The 24,228-nt window shown below is 67.7% G+C and carries 22 protein-coding genes and 3 pseudogenes; 13 read left to right on the top strand and 12 right to left on the bottom strand.

From position 1 onward, the window contains the following. The first annotated feature begins 172 nt into the window (after window positions 1-172). The 4 genes from ACWIHY_RS26555 to ACWIHY_RS26540 all read left to right on the top strand — a co-directional run bounded on the left by ACWIHY_RS26555 (window position 173) and on the right by ACWIHY_RS26540 (window position 5,750). Complete coding sequence (locus ACWIHY_RS26555) at window positions 173-538, top strand: hypothetical protein (RefSeq protein ID WP_454378190.1); 366 nt, start codon at window positions 173-175, stop codon at window positions 536-538. A gap of 362 nt (window positions 539-900) precedes the next feature. Next, window positions 901-3,339: a SpoIIE family protein phosphatase gene (locus tag ACWIHY_RS26550; protein ID WP_454378230.1), complete on the top strand. Its 2,439-nt coding sequence runs from the start codon at window positions 901-903 to the stop codon at window positions 3,337-3,339. 339 nt (window positions 3,340-3,678) lie between these two features. After that, window positions 3,679-4,560, top strand: coding sequence for a class I SAM-dependent methyltransferase (locus tag ACWIHY_RS26545; RefSeq protein ID WP_454378189.1), 882 nt, complete (start codon window positions 3,679-3,681; stop codon window positions 4,558-4,560). A gap of 506 nt (window positions 4,561-5,066) precedes the next feature. After that, window positions 5,067-5,750: a CPBP family intramembrane glutamic endopeptidase gene (locus tag ACWIHY_RS26540; RefSeq protein ID WP_454378188.1), complete on the top strand. Its 684-nt coding sequence runs from the start codon at window positions 5,067-5,069 to the stop codon at window positions 5,748-5,750. 112 nt (window positions 5,751-5,862) lie between these two features. Here ACWIHY_RS26540 and ACWIHY_RS26535 read toward each other — a convergent pair. Together ACWIHY_RS26535 and ACWIHY_RS26530 are read right to left on the bottom strand one after the other, a co-directional pair. Further along, window positions 5,863-6,149: pseudogene (locus ACWIHY_RS26535) on the bottom strand (hypothetical protein); the annotation flags it as partial. A gap of 71 nt (window positions 6,150-6,220) precedes the next feature. Next, complete coding sequence (locus ACWIHY_RS26530; protein WP_326442250.1) at window positions 6,221-6,808, bottom strand: pyridoxamine 5'-phosphate oxidase family protein; 588 nt, start codon at window positions 6,806-6,808, stop codon at window positions 6,221-6,223. A 932-nt stretch (window positions 6,809-7,740) separates the two neighbouring features. On the opposite strand from ACWIHY_RS26530, the pseudogene ACWIHY_RS26525 reads away from it, so the two are divergent. Then, window positions 7,741-8,195: pseudogene (locus tag ACWIHY_RS26525) on the top strand (DUF6879 family protein); the annotation flags it as partial. A 146-nt stretch (window positions 8,196-8,341) separates the two neighbouring features. Here ACWIHY_RS26525 and sigJ read toward each other — a convergent pair. Beyond that, window positions 8,342-9,286 (bottom strand): RNA polymerase sigma factor SigJ, encoded by a 945-nt coding sequence (gene sigJ, locus ACWIHY_RS26520; RefSeq protein ID WP_454378187.1) that lies wholly within the window; start codon window positions 9,284-9,286, stop codon window positions 8,342-8,344. 171 nt (window positions 9,287-9,457) lie between these two features. Here sigJ and ACWIHY_RS26515 point away from each other — a divergent pair, with 171 nt between their 5' ends. Together ACWIHY_RS26515 and ACWIHY_RS26510 are read left to right on the top strand one after the other, a co-directional pair. Continuing rightward, window positions 9,458-9,865, top strand: a complete 408-nt coding sequence (locus ACWIHY_RS26515) for a hypothetical protein (protein WP_454378186.1) — start codon at window positions 9,458-9,460, stop codon at window positions 9,863-9,865. 99 nt (window positions 9,866-9,964) lie between these two features. Beyond that, entirely contained in the window at window positions 9,965-10,123 is a 159-nt protein-coding gene (locus ACWIHY_RS26510) for a hypothetical protein (protein WP_454378185.1), read from the top strand. 250 nt (window positions 10,124-10,373) lie between these two features. Here ACWIHY_RS26510 and ACWIHY_RS26505 read toward each other — a convergent pair whose 3' ends face one another. Then, the gene (locus ACWIHY_RS26505; protein WP_454378184.1) at window positions 10,374-10,781 is read right to left on the bottom strand and encodes a RidA family protein; all 408 of its coding nucleotides are present in this window, start codon (window positions 10,779-10,781) and stop codon (window positions 10,374-10,376) included. 143 nt (window positions 10,782-10,924) lie between these two features. Here ACWIHY_RS26505 and ACWIHY_RS26500 point away from each other — a divergent pair, with 143 nt between their 5' ends. Next, window positions 10,925-11,305 (top strand): winged helix-turn-helix transcriptional regulator, encoded by a 381-nt coding sequence (locus tag ACWIHY_RS26500; protein ID WP_454378183.1) that lies wholly within the window; start codon window positions 10,925-10,927, stop codon window positions 11,303-11,305. A gap of 504 nt (window positions 11,306-11,809) precedes the next feature. After that, on the top strand, window positions 11,810-12,463 hold the full coding sequence (locus ACWIHY_RS26495; RefSeq protein WP_454378229.1) for a DNA alkylation repair protein: 654 nt from the start codon (window positions 11,810-11,812) through the stop codon (window positions 12,461-12,463). A 245-nt stretch (window positions 12,464-12,708) separates the two neighbouring features. Here the strand turns inward: ACWIHY_RS26495 and ACWIHY_RS26490 are convergent, their stop codons facing one another. After that, window positions 12,709-13,074, bottom strand: a complete 366-nt coding sequence (locus tag ACWIHY_RS26490) for a YybH family protein (protein ID WP_454378182.1) — start codon at window positions 13,072-13,074, stop codon at window positions 12,709-12,711. Between the two features lie 98 nt (window positions 13,075-13,172). Between ACWIHY_RS26490 and ACWIHY_RS26485 the strand changes: the two genes are divergently transcribed. Then, window positions 13,173-14,120 carry a LysR family transcriptional regulator gene (locus ACWIHY_RS26485; RefSeq protein WP_454378181.1) on the top strand — a complete coding sequence of 316 codons (948 nt, stop codon included), beginning with the start codon at window positions 13,173-13,175 and terminating at the stop codon, window positions 14,118-14,120. 156 nt (window positions 14,121-14,276) lie between these two features. Continuing rightward, a complete protein-coding gene (locus ACWIHY_RS26480; protein ID WP_454378228.1) occupies window positions 14,277-14,675 on the top strand; it encodes a hypothetical protein in 399 nt (132 codons plus the stop codon). A gap of 12 nt (window positions 14,676-14,687) precedes the next feature. Here the strand turns inward: ACWIHY_RS26480 and ACWIHY_RS26475 are convergent, their stop codons facing one another. The 3 genes and pseudogenes from ACWIHY_RS26475 to ACWIHY_RS26465 form a co-directional block, all read right to left on the bottom strand. Further along, on the bottom strand, window positions 14,688-14,900 hold the full coding sequence (locus ACWIHY_RS26475; protein ID WP_454378180.1) for a hypothetical protein: 213 nt from the start codon (window positions 14,898-14,900) through the stop codon (window positions 14,688-14,690). Window positions 14,901-15,405: 505 nt separating this feature from the next. Then, window positions 15,406-15,843 carry a Scr1 family TA system antitoxin-like transcriptional regulator gene (locus ACWIHY_RS26470; RefSeq protein ID WP_454378179.1) on the bottom strand — a complete coding sequence of 146 codons (438 nt, stop codon included), beginning with the start codon at window positions 15,841-15,843 and terminating at the stop codon, window positions 15,406-15,408. Window positions 15,844-15,938: 95 nt separating this feature from the next. Continuing rightward, window positions 15,939-16,434, bottom strand: a pseudogene (locus ACWIHY_RS26465) (class I SAM-dependent methyltransferase); the annotation flags it as partial. 534 nt (window positions 16,435-16,968) lie between these two features. Here ACWIHY_RS26465 and ACWIHY_RS26460 point away from each other — a divergent pair. Further along, a complete protein-coding gene (locus ACWIHY_RS26460; RefSeq protein ID WP_454378227.1) occupies window positions 16,969-17,679 on the top strand; it encodes a TnsA-like heteromeric transposase endonuclease subunit in 711 nt (236 codons plus the stop codon). A gap of 736 nt (window positions 17,680-18,415) precedes the next feature. On the opposite strand, the gene ACWIHY_RS26455 is transcribed toward ACWIHY_RS26460, so the two are convergent. Continuing rightward, window positions 18,416-18,580 carry a hypothetical protein gene (locus tag ACWIHY_RS26455; protein ID WP_454378178.1) on the bottom strand — a complete coding sequence of 55 codons (165 nt, stop codon included), beginning with the start codon at window positions 18,578-18,580 and terminating at the stop codon, window positions 18,416-18,418. Between the two features lie 66 nt (window positions 18,581-18,646). Here ACWIHY_RS26455 and ACWIHY_RS26450 point away from each other — a divergent pair, with 66 nt between their 5' ends. Next, window positions 18,647-19,702 carry a Mu transposase C-terminal domain-containing protein gene (locus tag ACWIHY_RS26450; protein WP_454378177.1) on the top strand — a complete coding sequence of 352 codons (1,056 nt, stop codon included), beginning with the start codon at window positions 18,647-18,649 and terminating at the stop codon, window positions 19,700-19,702. Window positions 19,703-19,807: 105 nt separating this feature from the next. On the opposite strand, the gene ACWIHY_RS26445 is transcribed toward ACWIHY_RS26450, so the two are convergent. From ACWIHY_RS26445 to ACWIHY_RS26435, 3 genes are all read right to left on the bottom strand, one after another. Continuing rightward, window positions 19,808-20,521 (bottom strand): endonuclease domain-containing protein, encoded by a 714-nt coding sequence (locus ACWIHY_RS26445; RefSeq protein ID WP_454378226.1) that lies wholly within the window; start codon window positions 20,519-20,521, stop codon window positions 19,808-19,810. 462 nt (window positions 20,522-20,983) lie between these two features. Continuing rightward, window positions 20,984-21,658, bottom strand: coding sequence for a hypothetical protein (locus ACWIHY_RS26440; protein WP_454378176.1), 675 nt, complete (start codon window positions 21,656-21,658; stop codon window positions 20,984-20,986). Window positions 21,659-21,669: 11 nt separating this feature from the next. Next, a complete protein-coding gene (locus ACWIHY_RS26435) occupies window positions 21,670-23,724 on the bottom strand; it encodes a polymorphic toxin-type HINT domain-containing protein (RefSeq protein WP_454378175.1) in 2,055 nt (684 codons plus the stop codon). Between the last annotated feature and the right edge of the window lie 504 nt (window positions 23,725-24,228).

The raw sequence follows: 24,228 nt of genomic DNA, 5'->3' as shown, positions 1-24,228 counted from the left end.
GACAGCCGGGCCGGTGTGCACGATCCAGCCCATGACGACTACTTCCAACGGGACGGACCGATCCGCTTCCGAGCACTGCCGAGCGAGCCAGCCGTAGGTCAACTAGAACGCTCTGACCGGCGAACTATCGCGCTCAGCGGCCAGGTACAGCGCTCAGTCACAACGATTCTGCTTGAGCGCGGTAGTTGGCGGTCCGGCCGACTGGGCGCGCAGATCCGGCGGCGTCGGCGAGCGGTCAGCCGCCGTGGAGGCCCCACTCGTCGAGGCCGCCGTACACATGAGCTTCAAGGCATTGAGGTACGTCAAGGCCGAGGGCCTCGCCGGGGTAGAGGGCGATGAGCGAGTTCCTGCCTCGTCACTACGTATCGGTCAGGCCCTGCACTTCAGGTACCGGCTCGTACCCGCCGAAGTCCAGGGACTCGACGGCCTTGCCCCTGATCCTTACTACGTGTGGACGTTCACGATATTCCCCATGGGGAAGTTCAAGCACTTCCCCATGGGGACCCCGGAGGCGACTCCGTCAGCACGAGTTCCCTAGCGGATCGGAGCAGCCCTTCCCTGCCGCCCGTCAGCAAAGTCCAGGGTCATGCCAGGCCCTCGCTGGCAGAACCTCGGCGTTCTGCAAGGCACTTCTCAAAGACCGCCGGAGCCTGACGCCCGATGCGACGAAGGGGAGGCCTGGCACCTACCCGGAGCCAGCAGAAGGCCTGCGGCGGGGCCGTGCCAAGCAGCGGCCACGCGACGTGGCCGCGTGCCCTCGTCGATTCGAGTCCCAGCCGCGTGGCGTCGAACATTTCAGAACGTGAGTGACCGATCATGTCCACAGACCTGCATCACCCCCCGAAGGCGGGCGGAAAGGCCCTGCGGGGGTGCGAGACCGGCAATCCGACCACGAGGGCTATGGCGGTGGGCGCGCCCGTGACGATGTTCAGCGAGAGTACGGAAGACCCGTTCGCTCTGCGCCGGGCGGCGTCAGTGGTGCTGGACAACCGCGGGACGGTGGTCGGCTGGAGCGAGCGGGCCGAGCAGTTGCTCGGTTTTCCGGGCGGGGAGGCCATCGGCCGGACGGCGCTCGAGCTCCTGGTCGACTCCAGCGACCGGCCTGCGGCCAGTGACGTCGCGGCGGAGTGCGCGAGGGGACAGGGCTGGTTCGGGGTACTGCCCCTCCGGCATCGCGCTGGGCACCGGGTGGAACTGGGAATCAGGGCGAGCGTGGTCACGAGGGCCGACTCGGTCCAGGAATGGTTCTTGGTCGGCGCGCCCGCGGCGGAGGTCACTGCATGGGAGCTGGACTGTGCGCTCCTGGACGGGATGTTCCGCCGGTCACCGATCGGTCTTGTGGTCCACAGCCCGGATCTGAGGATGGTACGGGTCAACCGGGCGATCGCACGGTTGAGTGGACTCCCGACCGAGCGGCATGTGGGACTCGGCAGCGGCGAGCTGCTGGTCAGCGAGGACGCCGAGGTGGTGGAGACCCGGTTGCGCCGGGTCCTGGAGACAGGACGGCCCGCGATCTTCACCGAACAGTCCTCCCGACTGCGGCGGGATCCCCACCGCGAGCTGGTGGTGTCCGCCTCGTCGTTTCGGATGGAGGATTCCACCGGCCGGGTCATCGGGGTCACCGAGCTGGTCGAGGACGTCACCGACCGCCACCGGGCCCGGCGTCGGCTCGCCCTGCTCAACGAAGCCAGTGCTCGCATCGGGACGACGCTCGACGTGGGGCAGACTGCCCGCGAACTGGCCGACGTGGCCGTGCCCGACCTCGCCGATCACGTGTCGGTGGACCTACTGGAGCCGGTGCCCCGTGGCGAGGACCCGCCGCAGGAGACGACGGGGCCGGTTTCCCGGATGGCCGTACGAAGCGTGTCGGTTCGAGAAGCGCAGACGATGCATCCGGTCGGCGCATCGATCCCTCTCCGTCCTGAGGCCCCGCAAGCCAGGTGCCTGGCCGAGCGGCGACCGGTGCTCGAACCGGCTGCCGGCATCTCCTCCGCTTGGTACTCGATGGAACTTCCACGCGTCGCCGACGGCGCCGTCGACCTGGACGTCCACTCGCTCATGGTGGTACCGCTCGCGGCACGTGGCCTGGTGCTGGGGGTGGTCAGCCTGTGGCGGTCGCGGCGCCCGGAACCGTTCGAGGAGGACGACCTCATGCTGGCGCAGGAGTTCGCCTCCCGCGCCGCCGTCACCATCGACAACGCCCGCCGCTACACCCAGCAGCAACAGGCCGCGCTCACGCTGCAACGCAGCCTCCTTCCGCGTGACGTACCCGAACACCCCGCCATTGAGGTCGCCCACCGCTACCTGCCGGCCAGTGCCGCTTCCGGCCTCGGAGGGGACTGGTTCGACGTCATCCCCCTCTCCGGGACCCGGGTCGCACTCGTCGTGGGCGACGTCGTTGGCCACGGCATCCACGCTGCGGCCACGATGGGCCGGCTGCGCACTGCCGTACACACTCTGGCCAGCCTCGACCTCGAACCGGTTGAGGTCCTCTCCCGCCTGGACGACCTGGTCAACCTCCTGGCAGCAGAGCAGGAAGCCGTCAACGGCGACCTGCGGCCGACCGAGCAGGTCGTCGGCGCGACCTGCCTGTACGCGGTGTACGACCCGATCTCCCGGCGCTGTGCCGTGGCGAGTGCCGGCCATCTCCCGCTGGCGGTGGCGACCCCGGAGGGACGGGTGAGCCTGCTCGACGTGCCTGTCGGCCCGCCGCTCGGTCTCGGCGGACTGCCGTTCGAGATCTACGAGTTGGAACTCGCCGAGGGAAGCCTGCTCGCTCTCTACACCAACGGGCTCATCCAGACGCGGCACGGTGACATCGACGTACCACTGGCTCGCCTGCTCGCAACGCTCACTCTCCCCGCGCAGCCATTGGAGCAGACGTGCCAAGCGGTGTTGGAGTCGGTGCTGACCGGCCGCCCCACCGATGACGTCGCGCTTCTCATTGCCCGAACCCGTGTACTGCCACCCGAGAAGGTCGCGTCCTGGGAGCTGCCCGCCGACCCCACCGCGGCCGCCCGGGCGAGGGCGCTGACCACGGCCAAGCTGACGGAGTGGGGGATGGGAGAACTGACGTTCACCACCGAGCTGGTCGTGAGTGAGCTGGTCACCAACGCCTACCGGTACGCCGGCGGAACAGTGTTCGTGCGGCTCATCCATGACGAGAGCCTGATTTGCGAGGTTTCCGACACGAGCAGCACTTCCCCCCATTTGCGCCGGGCTCGCATCACTGACGAGGGGGGGCGCGGCCTCTTCCTGGTGGCCCAGTTCACCGAGCGATGGGGCACCCGCTATACGCGAGAGGGTAAGACGGTGTGGACGGAGCAGACACTGCGCTGAGCGAGTTCACCACGGGGCGTGGAGTCTATTGGTGCGGCTGACACAGGCGTGGTTCGGTAGCCGCCACACCGACAGGCGACTGGCTCCAGGGACCACCCGCTGGGAATGGGCAGTGCCAGCCGTTGCGGCACGCCGGGATCGAACTGACGGCGGCGCATGCCTCGCCTGCCGATCGAGGTGATCAACCTCTTGTCCTGATAGAACCGCAGCGTCGATCTGCGATCGTCGGCGCGCTGCGCCACCTCGGCGATGTCCAGCTCTGTCATCCTCTTGACCTCAAGTCACATCAAGTAGGACAGCGTCATCTCCGCCTCGTAGAGGCCTTCTCAGGAGACGATCATGGACGGCACGCGCAAGACCGATGACGAACAGTCGGCACGTTGGAACGGCCCCGTCGGCCACGCCTGGGTCGAGGCTCAGGCGGTGCTGGACGAGATGCTCAAGCCCTTCGAAGACCTACTCGTCGAAGCGGTCTCCGCCGAACACGGAAGCCAAGTGCTTGATGTCGGCTGCGGTACGGGCAGCACAACGGTCGCCGTCGCGGGGCGGCTCGGCGCGAAAGGCCGTTGTGTCGGCATCGACATCTCCGAGCCAATGATCGACGCCGCCCAGGCACGGGCCGAGCGGGAGGGCACGCAGGCTTACTTCATCCGCGCCGACGCGCAGGATCACGTGTTCGAGCCCGCCGCCTTCAACACGATCATTTCGCGCTTCGGCGTCATGTTCTTCAACGACTTCGTCCGGGCCTTTGCGAACCTGCGGCGTGCCGCCAGGGGCGACGCCGCGCTCCGGTTCGTCGCTTGGCGCAGCGCTGCGGAGAATCCGTTCATGACGACGGCCGAACGCTCCGCGTCGCCGTTCCTGCCGAACCTCCCCGCCCGTCGGCCGGACGCGCCGGGGCAGTTCGCCTTCGCGGACCCGGACCGGGTCCACCGCATTCTGGAGGAGAGCGGCTGGGCCGGGGTTGACATCCGGCCGATCGATGTGGCCTGCACCCTGCCCGAGAGAGAGCTGGTCCGTTACTTCACCCGGCTCGGTCCGCTGGGCCTGGTCCTGCACGAGGTGGCGGATGAGCGGACCCGCGCGCAGGTCATCGAAACGGTCCGCGCCGCGTTTGATCCTTATGTGGATGGCGCGGAAGTCCGTTTTACCGCGGCCTGCTGGATGGTCGGCGCCCGAGCGTCTGGGTCAGTCGCGCCGAAGGAGGTGGCGAGTACCTGAGGCGGCGAACTATCGACGGTGTGTCAGGGGGTAGGAAGTGTCAGGGCCTTAACGAAATCAACGGTGACCAAGCTGCTGAACGCTCGCCGTCCCCCTTCCGCAGGGCGGGGATGGCTGCGCGACCGCGCGTTCCTGTGCTTGAGACGGCACTGGACGGGTGACGGACTCGTTGGCCGCGAGCATCTCGGTCAGCTCGTCGAGAACGCCGACAAGCTCAACGGCGAGACCGTAAGGGGCGCGGAATCCTTCGGGGCCGACCAGGCCCCGGTGATGCCCGGAATCGCGACGGCCGCTCGGCGGGCAGAAGGCGACCCGCTTCAGTACAGGCCGGGACACCTCGGCGGCGGGGGCGCCGCCGGAGGGGCCCCCGCTTGGCAGGTGCGGTTCCTGGACGGACGTCAGGCCGCATGCCCTGACGGATGGCTGGCTGACCGGCGTTCGCACCGTGATCGCTTGCCGCGCGTTGCGCGGGAGACCGCTACGTTTTCGGCCATCCTGGTACGACGATGCGGATCACTCTGGTTGTCGCGGTTCTCGCTGCCGTGCAGGTGTGGGGCAATCGGCTCGAAGCCGACTGGTACGTCCCCCTCTGCGCCGCCACGTCCGCCGTTCTCCTGCTGATCGCCCGGTGGGATGGCCTCAGCTGGGCGGACGTTGGCCTCGGGGCTCGCTGCGCCCGTCGGGGACTGCGTTGGGGACTGGTCCTGGTCGGTGCCGTCATGGTGGTCTATCTGCTGGGTCTGGCCGTGCCGTTCACCCGGGAGGCCTTCCTGGACGAACGCGCCGCGGGGCTCACCCCGCAGCAACTGGTGTTCCGCGTCCTGGTCCGTGTGCCCCTCGGCACCGTGCTGCTCGAGGAGGTCGCGTTCCGGGGAGTGCTGTGGGCCATGGTCGAGCGGCGGCGGGGACACATCTGGGCCACCGCCGTGTCCTCGGTGCTCTTCGGACTCTGGCACGTGGAGCCGGCACGGGGGCTCACGCGCGCGAACGCGGCTGCCGAGGCGATCTTCGGCACGGGTCCGACCGGGGTCGCCCTGTCCGTGACGGGAACGGTGGTCGGCACCGCCCTCGCCGGCGTGTTCTTCTGCGAACTACGCCGCCGTTCCGGCAGCCTTGTCCCACCGGTCGCGCTGCACTTCGCCCTCAACAGCGCGGGCTATGCGCTGGCCTGGGCGGTCGCCCGCTGGTGAGGCGCGGCAGGTACCGGCCAGTTACGCACACCAGCACCCCACGCCGATCCCGGTGAAACCAAGAACGGAGGTCACCCGGCTTTCCCGGCCGCGTCTCCGCTCTCAGCTGTTCTGAAGCCCGTATTCCGAAGCCGTAGAGGAGGTCGTACAGACCGGTGGGGGTGGTGTCGGTGCCCTGTCTGCGCTTGCCGCCCTCGACACAAGACCCTTCGCCTCGAACCGGGCGGGCGCGCTGCCGGCCGCGATCCACCAGCCGCCCCGCCGGTCCCACCAGGTCGGCGTCCCCGTCGTGGCGCCGGTGCGGGGCGCGACGGCGGTGATCAGCTGACTGCCCCCGCCGGTGTCGGCCAGCCAGTCCGGCAGCGGCGGACCGCTGCCGTCCGGGGGCAGGGCGAACAGGACGGCAGAGAGCGCGACACCGGCAGGTACGACGGCGACGGCGCAACCCCCGAAGGGAGAGGGACGGTTGCTCAGAAGTTACTGGGCGGCAGCGGAAGAGGCAGCCCGGGCAGGCCGTCGATGCTCTGTGCGATGTGGTCCTTCTTGGTGAAGTACGCGCTCAGCGAGGCATCGTCCTCACGCGAGAAGCGCTTACCGTGCAGGTCGCGATCTTCGTCGTACGACATGAAGGGCACCCCGTATCCGCAGGAGTCACGGACGAGTTCGGCCGTCACCACGATGATCGCGCGCAGCCCGTGCAGGGCCGGGTCGATGCCCGGGAAGTGCGCGAGCAGTTCCTTGAAGCGCGGGTCGTCACGGAAGACGGGCTCGCCCCGGCCGTGCACCCGAACGATGTTGGGCGGCCCCTGGAAGGCGCACCACATCACCGTGATCCGGCCGTTCTCCCGCAGGTGCGCGATGGTCTCGGCAGTGCTGCCGGCGAAGTCGAGATAGGCGACCCGCTCCTCGTCGAGCACCGCGAAGGAACCCTTGAGGCCCTTGGGGGAGAGGTTGACCGTGCCGTCGCCGACCAGCGGGGCGGTCGCAGTGAAGAATATGGGCTGCTGCTCTATGAAGGTGCGCAGCCGGCCATCGATGCGTTCGTAAGTCTTTCCCATGCCTAAGGATTATGTAAGGAAACTCTTCGCGTGTCTAACGAACCCGTCCGGCCCAGTCGCGGACCTTGGCGTCCTCGTCCACCAACAGGGCTTGCAGGTACTGAAGTTGACGGAGCTCGCCCAGTGGGGCGAGTTCAAGCAACCTCCGTGCACGACACCTGTCGCGTGACGAACCGATACGGCACACTCGGATTGGCGGGAGTGGGCGAGGTCACCCTTTGCTGCCCGACTGCCGGGGCCATGAGTCGCCCGAATGTTCGTGGTGGTGGTCGCCGTCGTGGTTCGGGTCGTCGATGGTGCAACACCTCGCCGGCGCGTCGGAGTTAGGGGCCCAGCAGATACGGAGTCCCGCAGGCCGGGCGGTCGCGACCCCCTCGCCCCTCATGACTCGTGCCCTGCGAGTGGAGCCGCAGGCTTCGTGGCGGGCACGAGACAGTGCTGCTCCCGGCAGGGAGCGCACGCGTACTGGCCGTAGCCCGAGCCGGACGTCTGCTCGAGGGTGTCGATGCGGACGGCGGTCAGGGGCGGCCTCTTGTGCCAGTGACACCAGGTGCCGGGCCATCCCGCTTCGGCCCCCGAGGGGCGGGTTCCTGTTGTCATGAGGAAGACGGTAGGGAGACGAGTGCACGCATTCCAGCGATGTGCAGCAATGTTCCCTGACAGGCGTTTCCGCTGCCCCGGCCATTCCGTACCCTTGGCCAAGTCACTGCCCGAAACTGACAGTTGTGCACAACCATGCACACGAACGGCGATGAGGGCGATCATGGCATTACGGTTGATCGGCATCGACCCCAACACAGGCAGCCGTGCGCGGAACTCGAAGCGCAGTGCGCGGCCACAGAGGTCCCTGGCCACGCCAAGGGAATCCCGGACACTGAGGCAGTTGTCCGTTATCCCCGCCAGGATGGTGCCGGTGATCAGGGAGGCGTGCGATGCCATCGAGCGTTCCCACGTTCGCTGAACTCCTGGGCTCAGTTAGCCAATCGGCCGTACACCTCGAAATGCGCGACTCTTACGCAGTCGACAACGAGAAGGGCGCGTTCGCCCAGTGGAGGGCCGGTCACCGGCTCGACCCTGCTGACCGATCATCCTGGTGGCGGCCGTGGCTCGACCTCATCTCGGAGACCGTCGAGTGTGGCGTCGCGGTTCCGCCGGGGCGCGCATCGTCTCTGAGCCCGTCAGCGAGTACATCCGCTTCGAACGCTCCGGCACATTCACGAACGTCGCGGCCGGCGAACATGTCCGGTGGCTGCCACGGCGCCAGGCTTCGGGCATCGCGCTGCCAGGCAACGACTTCTGGCTCATCGACGGCCGACTGATCCGGGCGGAACCACTCACCGGTGAAGGGGCTTCGGCAGGCGGGGAGATCAGCGACAACCCGATCGCCTTTTGAATTCCCCCACCTGCGCTTGGGGGGTTCCCCGGACCTGCTCGCCGTGATTCCTCATCCGCCCGGCGCTGGCCTGTGGCTGGACGTCGGCGCGGAGGGCTCTCGAACCGTCCAGCGGTGCCGTTCGGGGACCTGGCGCCGGATCAGGTCTGTTCGCTCTGGGTCCATGCGCGGAGCTTCTCCGGGTTGCGGACTGCCCAGATGCGGGTGATGCGGTCTCCGGCAAGGTCGAACGCAGCCACGGTCACGGTGACGCCGGTGTGCTGGGCGACCAGGCCGGGTCGGCCGTTGACGGTCCGCTCAAGAAGCGTCAGTCCAGGTGCCTTGTCGGCGATGTGGATCAGGTACTGGGCGATGCGTTCGCTGCCTTCGACCGGGCGCAGGACGGTGCCGACCTGGCCGCCGCCGTCGGCGTTCATTGTGGCGTCGGGGTCGAGGAGGCTGACGAGGGCTCCGATGTCCCTGGCCTCCCACGCCTCCTTGAAGTGCCGTACCAGACTGGCCTGCCCGGCTGCCGGAGCCGCTGGGACCTGTGTGGCGCGGAGGCGCCGACGTGCTGAGGACGCCAGTTGCCGGCAGGCCGCGGGCGTCCGGCCGACGATCTCGGCGATCTCGGCGAAGGAGTAGCGGAAGACGTCGTGCAGGATGAACGCCACGCGTTCGGCCGGCGTCATCGATTCCAGTACGACGAGGAAGGCCATGTTCACCGACTCGTCCAGGGTGATCCGGTCGGCGGGGTCGGCCCTGCCACCCCTCGTCCGCCCGCTGATCCACTCCGTGCGGTCGGGCAGCGGCTCGGGTATCCAGGTGCCGACGTAGCGCTCGCGTCGGGCCCGCGCTGAGCCGAGCACGTCGAGACAGACGCGGCTGGTCACCGTCGTCAGCCATGCGTCGGGCGACTCGATGGCCTCCTGCTGCTGCCGTGTCATGGCGTACCAGCGGGTGTAGGTCTCTTGGACCGCGTCCTCGGCCTCGGCCAGCGAACCGAGCAGCCGGTAGGCAAGGTTGAGCAGCTGGCGCCACTCGCTGACGATCGCGCTCAGGCCCGGCTCGGACCGGTCGCGGGCCAGCTCGGGCGGTGTATTCATGGTCGCGGCCGCTCCTTGGTTCTCCTCATCCGCGTCCGCTCTCGCTGCCACGGCGAATCACCGCACCGGACTGTGCGGTTGACGCTTCACCTCACATTTCGCGGGCCCGCGTCGTCGGACTGCCGAGAGACTACCGATCCACCGCCGCGAGGCAGAAGAGGGGGCCGCGTCATGGCCGTACAGACGACGACAACACCGCGCAGATTCACATTCCTGCGCGTCGCGATCGCCTCGCAGACCTTGGCCCTGTTCTTCCAGGCGGTGACCGCCGGAATGCTGCTGTCCTCGTCCCTCGGCGCGACCCTGCACGACGTCGGATCGCGCGTGATGTACGGCGCGTCGATGTTGTACGTGCTCGCCGCGATCCTGGCGTGGCGGCCAGGCGGCGGGCTTCCCCGCCCCATCCTGTACTCGTCCGGGTTCCTCGTACTCGCCTCGGTGCAGGTGGTACTCGGCATCGCACATATGCCGTCGCTCCATGTCCCCCTGGGCGTCCTGATGTTCGGCCTGAGCGTGCTGGCACTGGGCCAGGCGCTGTCCACCGTCCCTGACGTCAACCCACTGCGACGTACCCCCTGACGCCTACCAAGCATGAGGCCCGCTGACCCGGTGGTCGGCGGGGCTTCCGCCATGCTCACCGCCCCCACACCCTCGGATAGTGGCCGGTACACCCCCCGCATGCCGCTCGCCCTCACCCAGGGCCACTACGACACCTGGCTCGACCCGCATCACCGGAACACCGACTACCTTCGCGCCCTGCTCAACGCCCGGCCCGTCTCCACGGCCGTGAACAACGTCCGCAACCACGGCCCCCACCTGCTGGACGAGGTCGCCTGATTACGCCGCGTGCTTGACGGAAGTGAGCTGGAGAAGCGACAACTCCACCCCGCCGTCGTCGTCTCCCGCGCCGGCTACCTCAAGTTGTGGCCCGAAGAGGAAGCGAACGTCGGCCCCGGATCGCCAGCTGCTGCTCGGAGTCGTCGACCCCTGATGGTGAACGAAGCCAACGGTCTTCGTCCCACGTGCGCAGCCAGATGTTGGGGTTCACGATGGCGGGGGCGTAAGTCCCGGAGCGAAGAGCACCTGCTCAGTCGATGACAGCGGTGGCTTCGATCTCGACCAGGTGCTCTGGTACGTCCAGTGCCGCGACGCCGATCAGCGTGGCCGGCGGGACCGGGGTGACGCCCAACTCGGCGGTCGCCCGGGTGGCCCCCTCCATTAGCAGGGGCATCTTGTCGGGGGTCCAGTCGACGACGTAGACGGTCAGTTTCGCCACGTCGTAGAAGGAGGCGCCGATCTCGGCCAGAGCGGTGCCGATGTTGTGGTAGCACTGCTCGACCTGGGCGGCGAGGTCACCTTCGCCGACCGTGACACCATCGGCGCGCCAGGCGACCTGGCCGGCGATGAAGACCAGCTTCGATCCGGTCGCGATCGACACCTGCCGGTAGACGTCGGTCTTCGGCAATCCGCTGGGGTTCACCAGGGTGATGGCCATGCTGCCTGCCTCCATTGCTATGAGCGCCCGAGAGCTTGCTTCCATCAAGCCACGACGCGTTCGCTCTCTTGTGGTTACTCAGGAACCGTAGGAGAGTGTCCGCTGACATGGAAGAACGCACTTTTCGGTGACTGGGGAACCTGATGGTGACCAAGCAGTTCACAGGCTCGCCCGACGAAGCGGACCTGAGGCGCGCGGACTCTCTGGCGCGGGAGATCTTCTCGGACGTCGCCAACAAGTGGGCGCTCCTGATCATCGAGGCCCTGGGGGAACACACCCTGCGCTTCGGCGAGCTGCGGAACGAGATCGAGGGCATCAGCCACAAGATGCTCACCCAGAACCTGCGCATGCTGGAGCGCTACGGTCTGGTCGACCGGATGGTGCACCCCGTCGTGCCGCCGCGGGTCGAGTACACCCTCACCGAACCGGGCCAGGCCCTGCGGGTGACGATCGACGGACTGTGCGACTGGACCCACCGGTACCTCGGTCACATCGAGGCCTCCCGCCACCGCTTCGACGCCTGAAGGGTGCAGCACGAACACGCGAACCCGTCGGCCGGACCTCACCGGGCGGTCAGATGGGCCGGCACGGGCGGCAAGGCGGAGATCAAGCGTGTGCGGGCAAAGCTGAAGGCTCTCAGCGGGAGGCGTAGCGGATCCAGGCATCCGTGAGGTTCTGCAGTGCCGTTTGGGTAGCACCGCCCCTCCAGGTGGTCGGTGAAGGTCTGCAGCCGGTTCGGGCCTTCGGGCGAGTCCGGATCGGCGGCGGCCTTCCTGGCGAGCTCACCGATGGCGCCCTGATCCGTCACGTGTCGCAGCAGCCACACGGTTCGTTAGGTGCTCAGCCTGGACCGGCCTCCCGAGTGCTGAGCGGCATGATCACTCGCCGCCGCGACGGTGAGGGCCGATGTTGCAGTCTTGGGCGCCCGCTTCCTTCGGTCGGCTCGTCGTAGGGTGAATCTCGGACGTGACGGACAGGAGGCTTAGGTGGCCGGGACGACGTTGACCGAGACGACGGTGGCCGAGGTGATGGCCGAGCTGGCCGAGCTCGAGGACCCGAAGGCACGCGCGGTGAACCAGAAACACGGTGACGATCATGCTGTGAACCTCAGCAAGCTGCGCGCGATCGCGAAGCGGCTGAAGACGCAGCAGGAACTCGCGTGCCGGCTCTGGGAGACGGATGACACGGCGGCGAGGCTGCTCGCGATCCTGATCTGCCGCCCGAAGGCGTTCGAGCGTGACGAGTTGGACGCCATGTTGCGCGAGGCGCGCACACCCAAGGTGCACGACTGGCTCGTGAACTACGTGGTGAAGAAGAACCCGCACTCCGAAGAGCTGCGCCTGGCCTGGTCCGCCGATCCGGATCCAGTGGTCGCGAGTGCCGGCTGGGCGCTGACCACCGAACGCGTGTCGAAGAAGCCCGAGGGCCTCGACCTCGCAGGACTGCTCGACATCATCGAGGCGGAGATGAAAGACGCCCCGGATCGCGTGCAGTGGGCGATGAACCACTGCCTGGCTCAGATCGGGATCGAGCACGCCGAGCACCGCGCCCGTGCAATCGACATCGGTGAGCGCCTGGAGGTCCTCAAGGACTACCCGACTTCCGCAGGCTGCACGTCTCCGTTCGCGCCCATCTGGATCACCGAGATGGTGCGCCGACAGCACGGAAGGACGTTGGCTTGATCGGCGGTAGCTCGCTGGTGCCGGGAATGGGGACAGTCGAGCAACTGGTGCCGGTTGTGGGAGCTGCTCCAGTTCGGTGGTGCCGGACGCACCGACGTCGCCCCGCCTGGTGAGCACGTAGCCGTGTACCGAGCCGTGCACCTACTTTCCCGCGAACGCCGACAGAGGGGCCATCGCTGACGCGATGGCCCCTCAAGATCCCACTCAACAGCCTCCGTCCTTGCGAACTTTCGGAGGCGACGGGGTCAGCGGGTGGGTGGGACGAACTCGGGCTGGTCGAGCAGGCGCAGCCAACTTCCGTCGGACTGGCGCCTGACGACCTGCGCCCGCGCGCCGGCCCCGTCCTTTGGTGGGGTCGAGGTAAGGGCGATGTCGCCGCTGATCAGCGTCGGCAGCGGTTGTTCCGGCTCGAAGCGGGGACCGTTGGCCAGCGCCTTCTCCCATAGCGCGCGGATCGCGTCCCGCCCCACCGTCAGCTCGCCGGGCGGGTAGGCCATCACTGCATCCTCTTCATAGAGCGCGGCGACCCCGGCCGCGTCCCCGGCATTGGACCGCTCGACGAACAAGCGGGTGATGTCCTCGGGCCGCATGGCCTTCGTGTACTCCGGCATGGGTTCCTCCTGACGTAAGGCTCCGGCGTCTCTCAGCCTGGTCGCCCGCTGACCAGAAGTCCAACGGATGGATTTTCTACAAACTAGAATTGGTAGTCATGGAGCTGAGGCAGCTGGAATACTTCGTCGCAGTCGCCGAAGAGCACAATTTCACCCGTGCGGCTGAGCGGGTGCACATCAGCCAGTCCGGCATCAGCGCCCAGATCCGCCAGCTCGAACGGGAACTCGGTGCCGAGCTGTTCGACCGGTCGGCCCGCACCGTCACCCTCACCGTCGCGGGGAAGGCCGCGCTCGAACACGCCCGCGCCGCACTCGCCGCAGCTGGGGCAGTCGGCCAGGCAGTGGGCGAGGTGACCGAACTGATCCGGGGTCGGCTCACCGTCGGGATGGTCATCGGCTGCACCCTCACCCCTCTCTTCGAAGCCCTCGCCGCATTTCACGAGGCGCATCCCGGTGTGGAGATCTCACTGTTGGAGGACAGCTCCGACCGGCTCGCCGACGGGGTTCGTACAGGCGCCGTCGACTTGGCACTCATCGGGACCGCAACGGTCACCCCAGACGGGCTGGACGCGCTGACAATCATCAGCGAACGGCTCATCGCGGCAGTCCCGGCCGGGCACCCCTTGGCGAAACAGCGGCGGGTCACCCTACGCGACCTGATTGCCTACCCGATCGTGTGCATGCCTCCCGGCACCGGCCTGCGCGCCGTATTCGACCAGGCTTGCGCCGCACAGGGCCTCCAACCCTCGATCGCGCTGCAAGCCAGCGCCGCGGATGCCATTGCGGACCTCGCCGCTCGCGGGCTCGGCGTCGCCATCCTCAGCAACTCGATGGCCGCGAGCTACCGCGACCGGCTCACCGCCCGCATCATCGATGATGTCGAAACACCAGCATTGCTCGCCCTGATCTGGAAGAGCGCACACAACCCCTCGGTACGCGAGCTGCTCGTGCACAGCCGACAAGCATTCACGGACTTTCTGGGGGCTACACCAGTAGAGGCCGACCAGCGGCTTCACTCGAACCCAGGGGCCATCCCCCTGATGTGAGGCAACAGACCCTCGGGTTCCCTCCGAATGGCCTTCAGTTTTCGCGAACTCACGGAGCTCAACGGCCCGGGGACTGGTAGGCCCGCATGTTCAGGCGTCGCGTATTCGCCATCGGGGCTGGTCGACCGCCACCCTGTGTCGGTGCTCTGCGGCATGATGGCCGCCGTGAACACCGAGATACTCAGAGACGTCTGGCAGCGGCTTCTCGCCGACCCTCACAAGTCGTGGGTGCTGTTCGAGCATGGCACTTGTGTCGTGCTGACCGCTCCGGATGGAGAGCTGGCTGAACAAGCCACCGAGATCCTGAAAAAGTTCGGCCCGGCGCATGCCGGATCTTCAGCAGGAGACTTTGGGGTGATCGACCTCAAGGATGCCGAAGGATGGGTCGTCACCGGACACCACAACGACGTCCTTACCTATGTCGGCCCTGATGAGCCTGTGGATGAGTCGGAGATCGCTGTCGGGCTGTTCGGACGTTCCAAGCGCCACCGGGACGGCACCGAACTTCACGTCGTCCACGTTGAGGACAAGCGAGGCTCAGCGGACCCATCGTGAGGTACCTGCGCTTCACCGCTGGTGGTCGCCGGGGGCGTATCGGCTCCAGGTTCCGCCTGCTTCGGTGACCAGGCGGGTGGCGGTCTTGTCGTGACAGCCGAGTGCCTTCGCGATGACGGGGGCCAGGGCTTGGAGGACGAGCTGACGGATCGCGGAGGTCCTGCCGCGCTGAGGAGGGACGCCGATCTCACGCAGATGGACTTGGAGGCTGACTGGGGCCCTCATGATTCCCTCTCAAGGAGCCGGGCCAAGAGCGCAGCGCCGCTGGCAACATGCTTGGCTTCCGCGCGACACGGGTCGCAGGCGTCAAAGGGCATCGGCGGCCCTGAATTGGTCTCGCTCCACATCGTTTCGAGCTTGGTATCGGTAAGGCCGCCGTGCCACTGGCACCAGGCCGCGGCCTTCACCCGGCAGCCTTCTGTCACGCGCGCGGTCACCGCCCGGCCCTCCCGGCGGATTCGCGGTCACCAGCTGCAGGCATGAGACCACGCTGCTCACGGCGCGGAGCACACGCGTACTGGCCGGACACCTGCCCAGCAGTATCGACGCGGTACGGCGGTGATCGACGGCCCCTTGTGCCAGTGACACCAGGTGCCGGACGGTCCGACTTCGGTGGCCCCCGGGGGCCGGGTTCCTGTCGTCATGAAGATGACGCCAGGGACGCTGGAGAATCAGATCCTGCCCGATTCTCGAATATTCTCCACCTGCTCAAGACGATGCGCTAAAGCTCTCACGCGATGTCCAGTTGCGCCCTGCCCCGGCCGATAAGACGGTGAGCGTGCGCCCCGTACACGGCGGCCTGAGCCAGGGTTTCCCAGACGCGCGTGTAGATGCCCACACTGTCCCAGTCATCCAGCCACAGTTCCGCTTGCCAGTCCTCAACGATGGCTTGTCGTTCGTCGTACAGCCAAAATCCAGGGCCAGGCGGGACTCTCACTGGGGTGCCGAACGGAACGATGCCGAGGCGGACCGTGTCCATGCTGATGACGCAGGCCAGCCGGTCGAGCTGGGCGGCGAGGACCGGTGGCGGGCAGACGCGGGCGTAGAGCGCTGCCTCCCACATGACGATGTGGAATGTGCGGCCGGACTCGTACAGCAGGTCTTGGCGGCGCATGCGGGCACGGACCGCATCGTCCGTGTCCCGCACGGACTGAGCGTCCCCGCGCATGAACATCATCGACGGAGCCCCGGCGTGACCAGCCCAGCGTACGGGTCCTCCAGGAGCCCGGCCGGTGTTTCCACGTTGCAGATGTAGCAGCCGGGCCCGAGCCACTCCTCAATCCTCGCCCCCTGCTCCGCCACCCATGGCACGGACGGGTCGGGGTCGTTCCACCACAACGCGAGCGCGCCCCCCCGGGGCGCAGGGCCCGCAGGGCGGACCGGACGGCGCGCGCGGGATCGGTCCAGTGCCAGGCCTGGGCGTACGAGATGAGGTCGATCGTGCCGTCGGCCAGCGGCAGCCGGTTGCCGTCCCCGTGCACGAGCGGGACCCCCGGCAGCTCGCGCCGGAACTGCGCCGCCATCCCGGCGCCCGGCTCCACGCCCACCACCTGTGCCCCGCGCTCATGCAGATCCCGGGGGCGGCGATCCCGGTCCCGGTGCCCACATCGGCCACCCGGGCCCCGGCAAGCCGCTGCCCGCTGAACTCCTCCACGGTCTCGAAGACGGCCGCGGGGTACTGCGGCCGGTGCGCGGCGTATGCGCCTGCGGCCCGGTCAAAGGCCAGAGCCCGTTCGTGGGCGGGGAGGCCGTACGTCATGCCCCGACTATTCCGCAGGCCGCCAGTGCGCAACAGGGCGCGTCCTGGGCCAAGGTTCGCCGGCCGGCCTTGTGCGAACGGAGGCCGCGCGCCAGTCCCGGCCGCGCCCATCCTTATCCTCTGGGGAAGACCACGGTCAGCTCGTCGTCGGCCTCGGCACGCCGCACCGCGGCGACGTCGGTGAGAGTGAGACCGAAATCCTGGTCGGAGTTCCGTCCGGGGCGAACGAGTGGTGGAAGGTGAAGGCGTGCGGCGCGGAGCCGTGGTCGTGCGCCGAAGACCAGGTGAAGGTAGCTGCCTCTGCGGGCCATGTCGAAGTTGCGTTTTCCCTGTCCAAGTGGCCTCTTGCACAGGCCATTGCGGGGCGACGCCACTGGCGTCGACCGGGTTGGATGATGCAGCGACCGGGTTCGCTGTCAAAGGACAAGCGACGGCGTTTGCCCCGTACGTGGGGTTTGATCTCATCTTCCTGGTCCGGTTCTCGCTGTACCTGTCACGGTCCTTTTCGGCAGGTACGCGGAGCCGGGGGTGGCGATGGATCTGGGGCTGGTCGATGTCGAGTGGGCTGACGGCGAGGGAGGCGGGCTGCGGAATTCCGTGCTGGAGGCGGTGTCCCGGGTTCGGTTCGAGTCGGTGCTCCCGGTGCGCCAGTTCACGTCGTACCGCGGGCAGCGGCACTTCACGGGCTGGTATTGGGCGGCGACGACGCAGTCGCTGGTGGGGTTCGAGTCGTGGCTGGAGCGGGACCGGTCCGTGCTCCTCGATCATGACCGGAGGGTGGTGGGGCTGGCCTCGCAGCCGTTCCGGGTCACATGGCAGGGGGAGAAGCGCCGGATCTCGCATGTGCCGGACTACTTCGCACGGCTGGAGGACGGCTCGGGTCTGGTCGTCGACGTCCGGCCGGCGGACCGGGTGGGCCCGGAGGACGCGGTGAAGTGCTCGGCGACCGAGGCGATGTGTCAGGAGATGGGCGGCTGGTCCTTCGCGCTGGTGCACGAGCCCGATCCCGTGGAGATGGCCAACGTCCGCTGGCTGTCTGGCTATCGGCATCCCCGCAACCGGGTCGGCGACGTCGCGAAACGGCTCATGGACGCCTTCAACGACCCGCGGCTGCTCATGGACGGTGCCGAGGCAGTGGGTGACGCACTGTCCGTCCTGGCGACGCTCTACCACCTGCTGTGGTGCGGTGACCTGTGTCTTGACCTGTCGGCGCCGCTGGGAGACGGCTCGGTGAGTCATGGCTGAACTGGCACCACGCGGAGTTCTGCGGGTCGGGGACCGGATCCGGTTCGAGGGGCGGAACCAGCAGGTCATCGGGCTGGAGGGAACAGCCTTGCGACTGCTCAGCGACGAGGGCGACACCAGAGTCATGGCTGCCGGCTATGTGATGGCGGCCGCCGATTTCGAGGTACGGGACCGGGGGCCGGAGGCGGTCCCGGAACGAGTCCTGCCGCCGTTTGCGTTGGTCGACGCGTTGCCGCCGGCAGTCGTCGAGCAGGCCCGGTTTTGGGAACAGCACGTGGTGGAGGTGCTCACCGGGCTGCCCCCGGATACTCCGGAGGCTCCTCGGCCCGAGTACGACCCGGCCTGGCGGAATCTGATGGAGCGGGAAGCTGTGAAGGTCGCCGAGCTGGCAGCCGGCGGGCAGCAGATCAGCAAGCGGACCTTCCTGCGGATGCGGCAGCGCTACGAGGCCGAGGGGTTGTGGGGACGGGTGGACGGTCGGTCCCGGAAGCCACCGGCCCCGGTCCCCGGCACCGGAAGGACGAGCGGGTCGTCGAGGCGGTCAGCGAGGCGCTGGCCGGCAGGCGGACCTTCCGACGGGCGACCGCAAGCGGCTCATGCTGCGGGCCGAGCAGATCCTCGCTGCGAAGCGCGGCGAGGAAGCGGTGAAGCTTCTGCCAACGAGGGCGACTTTCTACCGGCTGGTGAACAGCCTCGCCAAGAACAACGAGTCCTTCGGGTCGGCCACGGTCCGCCGTCAGCGGGCGCTTCGGCCCGTGAGGCCGTTCACCCCGTCCATGGCCACCCGCCCCGGGAAGATCGTGCGGATCGACTCCACGCGGCTGGACGTGATGGCGGTGCTGGACGACGGTGTCGTGGCCCGCCCGGAACTGACGATCGCGGTCGATGTCACAACGCGCACGTCTGCGCGCCACTGCTCAGGCCCGCGGGCACGAATGGCGTCGACGCTGCGGTGCTGCTGGCGAGGATGCTGGTTCCCGAGCCGATGCGGCCGGGCTGGAGCCAGACCCTGGCGATGTCGGACCCGATCCTGCCGCACCAGCGGCTCATGGCGGTGGACGCGCGGTTGGAGAAAGCAGCGGCCAAGCCGATCATCGTCCCGGACACCATCGTGATCGACCACGGCAAGGTGTTCGTCTCCTACACGTTCTCCTCGGCCTGTTCGCTGCAGGGGACCTCGCTGCAGCTCGCCCGGCCCATGACCCCGACGGACCAGGCGATCGTGGAGAGGACGTTCGCTTCGATCAACTCGCTGTTCTGCCAGTACGTCGCGGGCTACACCGGCTCCGATGTCACCCGTCGCGGCAGCGATCCGGCCTCCGAGGCGGTCTGGACCCTCGCCCAGCTCCAGGATTTCCTGGACGAGTGGATCATCTGCTGGCAGCAGCGTCCCTACGAGGGTCTGCGCAACCCCTGTATGGCGGGGCGGACGCTGTCGCCGAACGAGTCGTACGCCATCGCCGTCGCCCGCGCTGGATACCTACCCGTCGCTCTGTCGGCGGAGGACTACATCGAATTGCTGCCCGCGGTCTGGAGGGCCGTCAACGACTACGGGATCAAGGTCAACTACCGCACCTACGACAGCCCCGACCTCAACCGGCTGCGGCGGCAGCCGTCCGGGGTGACGGGCAAGCAGGATTTGTGGGAAATCCACTACGACCCCTGCGACGTCTTCCGCGTCTGGGTACGGCGAAGCGACAGCCGCCGGTGGATCGAAGTCCCGTGGACCCATCTGCCCATGGTCCGGGCTCCGTTTGCCGACTTCACCTGGCGCCACGCACGCCAGCTTCTCGCCGACCAGGGCCGCGACGACACCAGCGAGACCGCCATTGCCCAGGTCCTGGCCAAGCTGCTGCGCAGGTCGGGGAAGCCGCCGGCCGGATCGGAGCAGGTCATGGCCCGCACCCGAGCAGCCCTTGAGGCCCCCGCACGGAAGGGGGCGAACGGCCGGGGGCTGACCGGCAGAATTCCGATGCTCCGGCATGGGTTGTGGAACCCGCACGGCAATCGGGGTGTCCTGTGACCGGGGTCGCGCTTGCTGTGCTCCCCGAATTCCTAGGCGGCCTCGCCGCAGGTGGCGTTCTCCTCATTTTGACCGTCACGACCCGTGTCTTGCGCGGGCGCCGAATTACCACCCACTCGACCGGGCCGGGTTGGCTTGCGGGTCACGGCGCATGGGCCACGTTGTGCACCGCTGGGAGCACTTCACGGTGGGCAGCGTCGAGTCGGCAGCCCACGCCGGCACACTCGGAAGGAAGGATGCGACGCCGCCTTGCCGCTTTGGGTCGGGCCAGTACCAGCCGAACCGGGCCGCGGGCGGGCTGTCCCAGTATTGGCGGTACCAGCACTGCCCGGAGTGCTGGTGGAGGATGAGAGACGTGGCGCACAGGCTTTCCGTCAGGTTGCACTCGTAGCACAGCAGGCCGCGCACGCGGCCGGTGATGTGGTCGTGATCGATCACTTGTGGGGGCCCTGGGCAGGTGGCGCACTTTCCGTCTTGGGCTCCCCATAGGCGCCACCAGACGTACCAGCGGGGCACGTTGCCTGGACACGTCCAGACTTCCGGTAGAGGGCCGTGCCACGGGCGCGGGGCGGTGTTGGGCCATAGCCGGTTGTTCTCAGGGCACCGTGCCGCTCGCGGGACGACTGCCGGGGCAACTGGGGGCCCGGCCCAGTCGGCGTACTTGGGATGGCAGTGCCGGCAGTAGCGGCGCTCGGTGTCGTACGCAGGGTGGTAGAGGCCCTCGCTGTCGAAGCGGATTTCGTTCGGCCAGGCGGACGGCAGAAGCCTCAGCGTCGGCGGGCGGCACCAGTCCGGGCCTCCGATCGGCCGTGCCCGCATCCTCGCGCCGCGGATCGAGCGCATGCCCTGGGCCAGTTCTTCAGCGAGCCGCGAGCGGCGGGGAGGACTCGACACGGGGGCGGGGAACGCCTCGGCCAGTAGTCGTGGTACGCCCGGCAGGAGCGCGGTGGAAGTGGGCTGAAGGGGTAGCCATGGGCTCATCTTGAACGTCGGAATGTTCGAGCCAGGCCGCCGGGCGGCACGTTGCCGCTAATCAAGGGTTGAGACTGCCGACCGTGCGTTCACTGCGCTCGTCGGGGTCGCTGTTGGCGTCGTCCCGTGTCTCTTTGGCGCCCGGGGGCGGCCACCGTGCTATCGGGCCCTCGGCTCGTCGGACCAGCGCGGCCGCATTGCCCCATGGACGTCGCCGCACTCCCCCTCGCCGCCTGAGTCGACAACGTACGAAGCCCGGCCGGGACGAACCCGGCCGGGCATTTCGTTGCTCTTAGGGACGCAGTCGGGTCAGTCCGTGAGGTACCGGACCGCGTCGACCACGTGCGGGCCGTGCCCGAACGCCGCGCTGAGGTGTTCGAGGCGGCCGTACGTCTCGGGCGACAGGCGCGACCAGAACTGGTGGGCGGCGTGCAGCAAGAATCGGAACGCCAGCTCCGAGCACACCGTCTCGGCGCAGCGCACCAGCGCCTCGCGGGTCCGTGGCAGCGGCATGTGGCCCTCGGTCCGCTGGTCGAGCAGACCGATCAGCTCCACCACCTCACCCGTTCGCTGCCGGTGCTCGGCCGCCGCCGCGCTCGTGCCGTTCGGCACGCACCTGGAGTACGTCGTGCAGGACGCCTCCGAGGCGCCGCGCGCCCGCGCGAGCGGGACGACCACGGTCAGCAGCCGCTCCAGCCAGGCGCGCTCGGCTCCGCGGATCTGCGGCGCGCCGCCGAGCGGTGGGTCCGTGGCGTGCCAGAGCAGGCCCAGCTCGTCTGCGTCGAGGCCGGAGTCCCGCAGCCGCAGGATGTCCTCGATGAGCAGGGCGAGGCCGGCGGGTTCGCCTTCCGGGCCGAGGTACGTGAGGACGTGGGCCAGCTCGTCTTCGGCGTCGAGGCACCAGTCCCCGTGGAAAGACGCGCCGAGCGCGGTCAGACCGAAGTCGAAAACCGTCTCGTCCCGCTGCGCTGTGGGGTCGTGCATGGTGCGGCTCCTTACAGCGGGTAGGCGGTCAGTACGTAGAAGCCGCCGGGCTTGTGGCCCTTCTTGATGGTCAGGGTCACGGTGAAGCGGTTGCTCGTTGTCGCACTGTAGTTGCCGAGGTGATCCACGCTGTCACCCAGCGATCCGGTGCCGAAGGTGCCGGTGAGCGCAAGCTGCTGCGGCTTTCCGGGCTTGCCGGAGTCCTGGACGAACTTCTGGATGCGCGCCTTGTTCTGGTCGACGAGCTGGTTGACCGCCTTCTGCGCAAGGTCCGCGCTCGACCAACGGGAGTTGGGGGTGGGCCGGCCGATCTTCCGGGTCTTCTTGCTGGCCAGGTCCTCCATCTGCTGCCGGTTCACGTTGACGTGCTCATCCAGCGTGTGCGCGACACCGGGGAACATTCGTTCCGCGCGCGCTAGGTCGGTGCAGTTGTGGACGAGGACGTTGTGGTTGCCCACGCCGACGTAGTAGCTGTCGATACCGCTGACGTCGATGTCGTAGGTGGTCAGCCGGTCCGCGAACTGGGCGGTGTCCTGGACAGTGAGGAACGAGCCTTCGGCGGTGCGAAGACGGTCGCCTACGGCGAGCTCGTCAGCGCGCACCCACTCATTGCGGCTGGGCACCCAGTACTGGTGGTTTCCGGTCGAGGTGACCGTGTCAGCTCCGCCCGCCTCGTCGGCGATCGTGAGCCGGGTGAACGTCTTGTCCGTGTACTGGGACGTGACGGCGGTGGAGAGCACCGGGCGGGGCAGGGTCAGCTCGTCTTCACCGCCGACGTCGGTCGAAAGCACTTCGTCGCCGGCCTGCACCTGTTCGATCGGGACGCTGGAGCCGTTGGCGAGAAGAACCGGTGTGCCTGCGGGGAAGCTGTTGCAGCTGATGGCTTCCTCACCCTTGCGGGCGTTGCGGACATCGTCCGCGGTGAGAGCCTTACCGCCGGTCTTGAGCCAGCGCGGCACGGCCAGCGAGCCGAGTGTGCGGTCGTAGGCGCTCAGGTGGTCACCGGTGGCGAGGTCCTTGCCGAGGACCGCTTCCACGATGCCCTTGCCGTCGCCGATGCCGGGGAGAAGGCTGAGCAGCAGCGACATTCTGCGCTGCTGTTCGGCTTCGTCGAGGCCGGATGAGCCGGAGTCCCAGGTCTCTCCGATGTGGGAGAAGTCGAAGTCAATACCGGGGACCTCACGCAGCTTGCCCGCGGCGGTCTTCAAGCCGCCAACGTGTTTGTTGGTGGCGGTCATCGCCTTGTTGGCTTCGGATATGCCCTGGTTGGCCGTGTCCATGCCCTTGTTGGGTTGGGCGATGCCCCGGTTCATCTCGTCCATGCCCTCGTTGGCCTGGCCGATCCCCTTGTTCATCTGGCCCAGGGCCGCGTTGATGATTCCAAGGTCTTCGTTCATGCCGTCCAGGGCCTTGTTCATCTGCGCGAGGCCGGCGTTGATATCGTCCAGGTCCTCGCTGATGCCCCTGAGGTTGGCCGCGATGCTGTTGAAGGCTTTCTGGTTCTCCGGATTGCCCACGATTTTCGCGAGGACGAGTATGAGCTTCAGTAGCAGGAGCGCCACCGTGACCATGGCCACGACGGTCTCGATGATCTGAAGGGCATCCTTGAGTGCCTTTTCGATGTCGGCTTCCGCGCCGGTCAGTGCCGCGCGGAGCTGTACTACGACCTTCTTGCGGTACTCCTCGTCCGTGATCTTCGTCGGGTCCTGCTTGAGAACGTCCTTGAGCTTGCTGAGCCCGGCCACTTCCTTCTTGAGGCTGCCGAAGTGCTCGGTGGTGTCCTTGTGGCCCTGGTGGATGGCGTATCCGAACAGGCCAATCCCGGCACCGACCTTGGCGGCCTTCTCGCCGAACTCCCTGTAGCACTGCGGCTTTTCAAGGAGTGGAAGCTGGTCACACTCAGAATTCGCGGCAGCTCCCTTGATGATGTCCGCGAGCTTCTCCGCCTTGCTCTCGGCCGCCGCCTGTGCCCGGATCCCCTCGGCCGCCGTGGCCGTGTTCTCCCCCATGCCCAGTGCGGCGAAGACGCACAGGACAGTCAGCAGGGTCACTATCTTTGATTTCAAGCGCTGGTACATGTACGCCCTATGCAAGGGGGCCTGGCAACGGTGGTCGGTCGACTCCCCGGCGCGGCCCCGCACTTCCCCCTGATGGATGAACCATCACGATTACCGGTCGGTAGCTTAGGCGAGGGAGCACCGACAGCGGCCGCCTGTCCAACAGACACGTGACGCGCGCACCGTGCCGGGATACTGAAAGAGCATCATGCAAACTGGCACTGATGACCGGCGCCGCCGAGTTCCTCAATGCCCTGAAACAGTGGGAACAGCATGAGCGGCTGGAGCGCCCTCAACGGCATCAGCCAGCTGCTCGATGCCGTCGCTGCACCCCGACCACCGGCACGCGCGCGCGGACACGGCCGCGCTCTTCGGCGCTTCCAGCACCGAAGACCGACCGCTACCAGTTCGCCTCATTGAGGGCTGACCGACATGGAACGATGCCTTCATGAGCAACGAATCATCGGCCTCACTGCGTGAAGAAGTCGACCTCGAAACTTCTTACCTCATGGG

The sequence above is a fragment of the Streptomyces sp. NPDC055287 genome (assembly GCF_053646035.1).
Note: the sequence above shows the minus strand (reverse complement) of the source record. Positions and strands in the feature narration are given on the sequence as shown.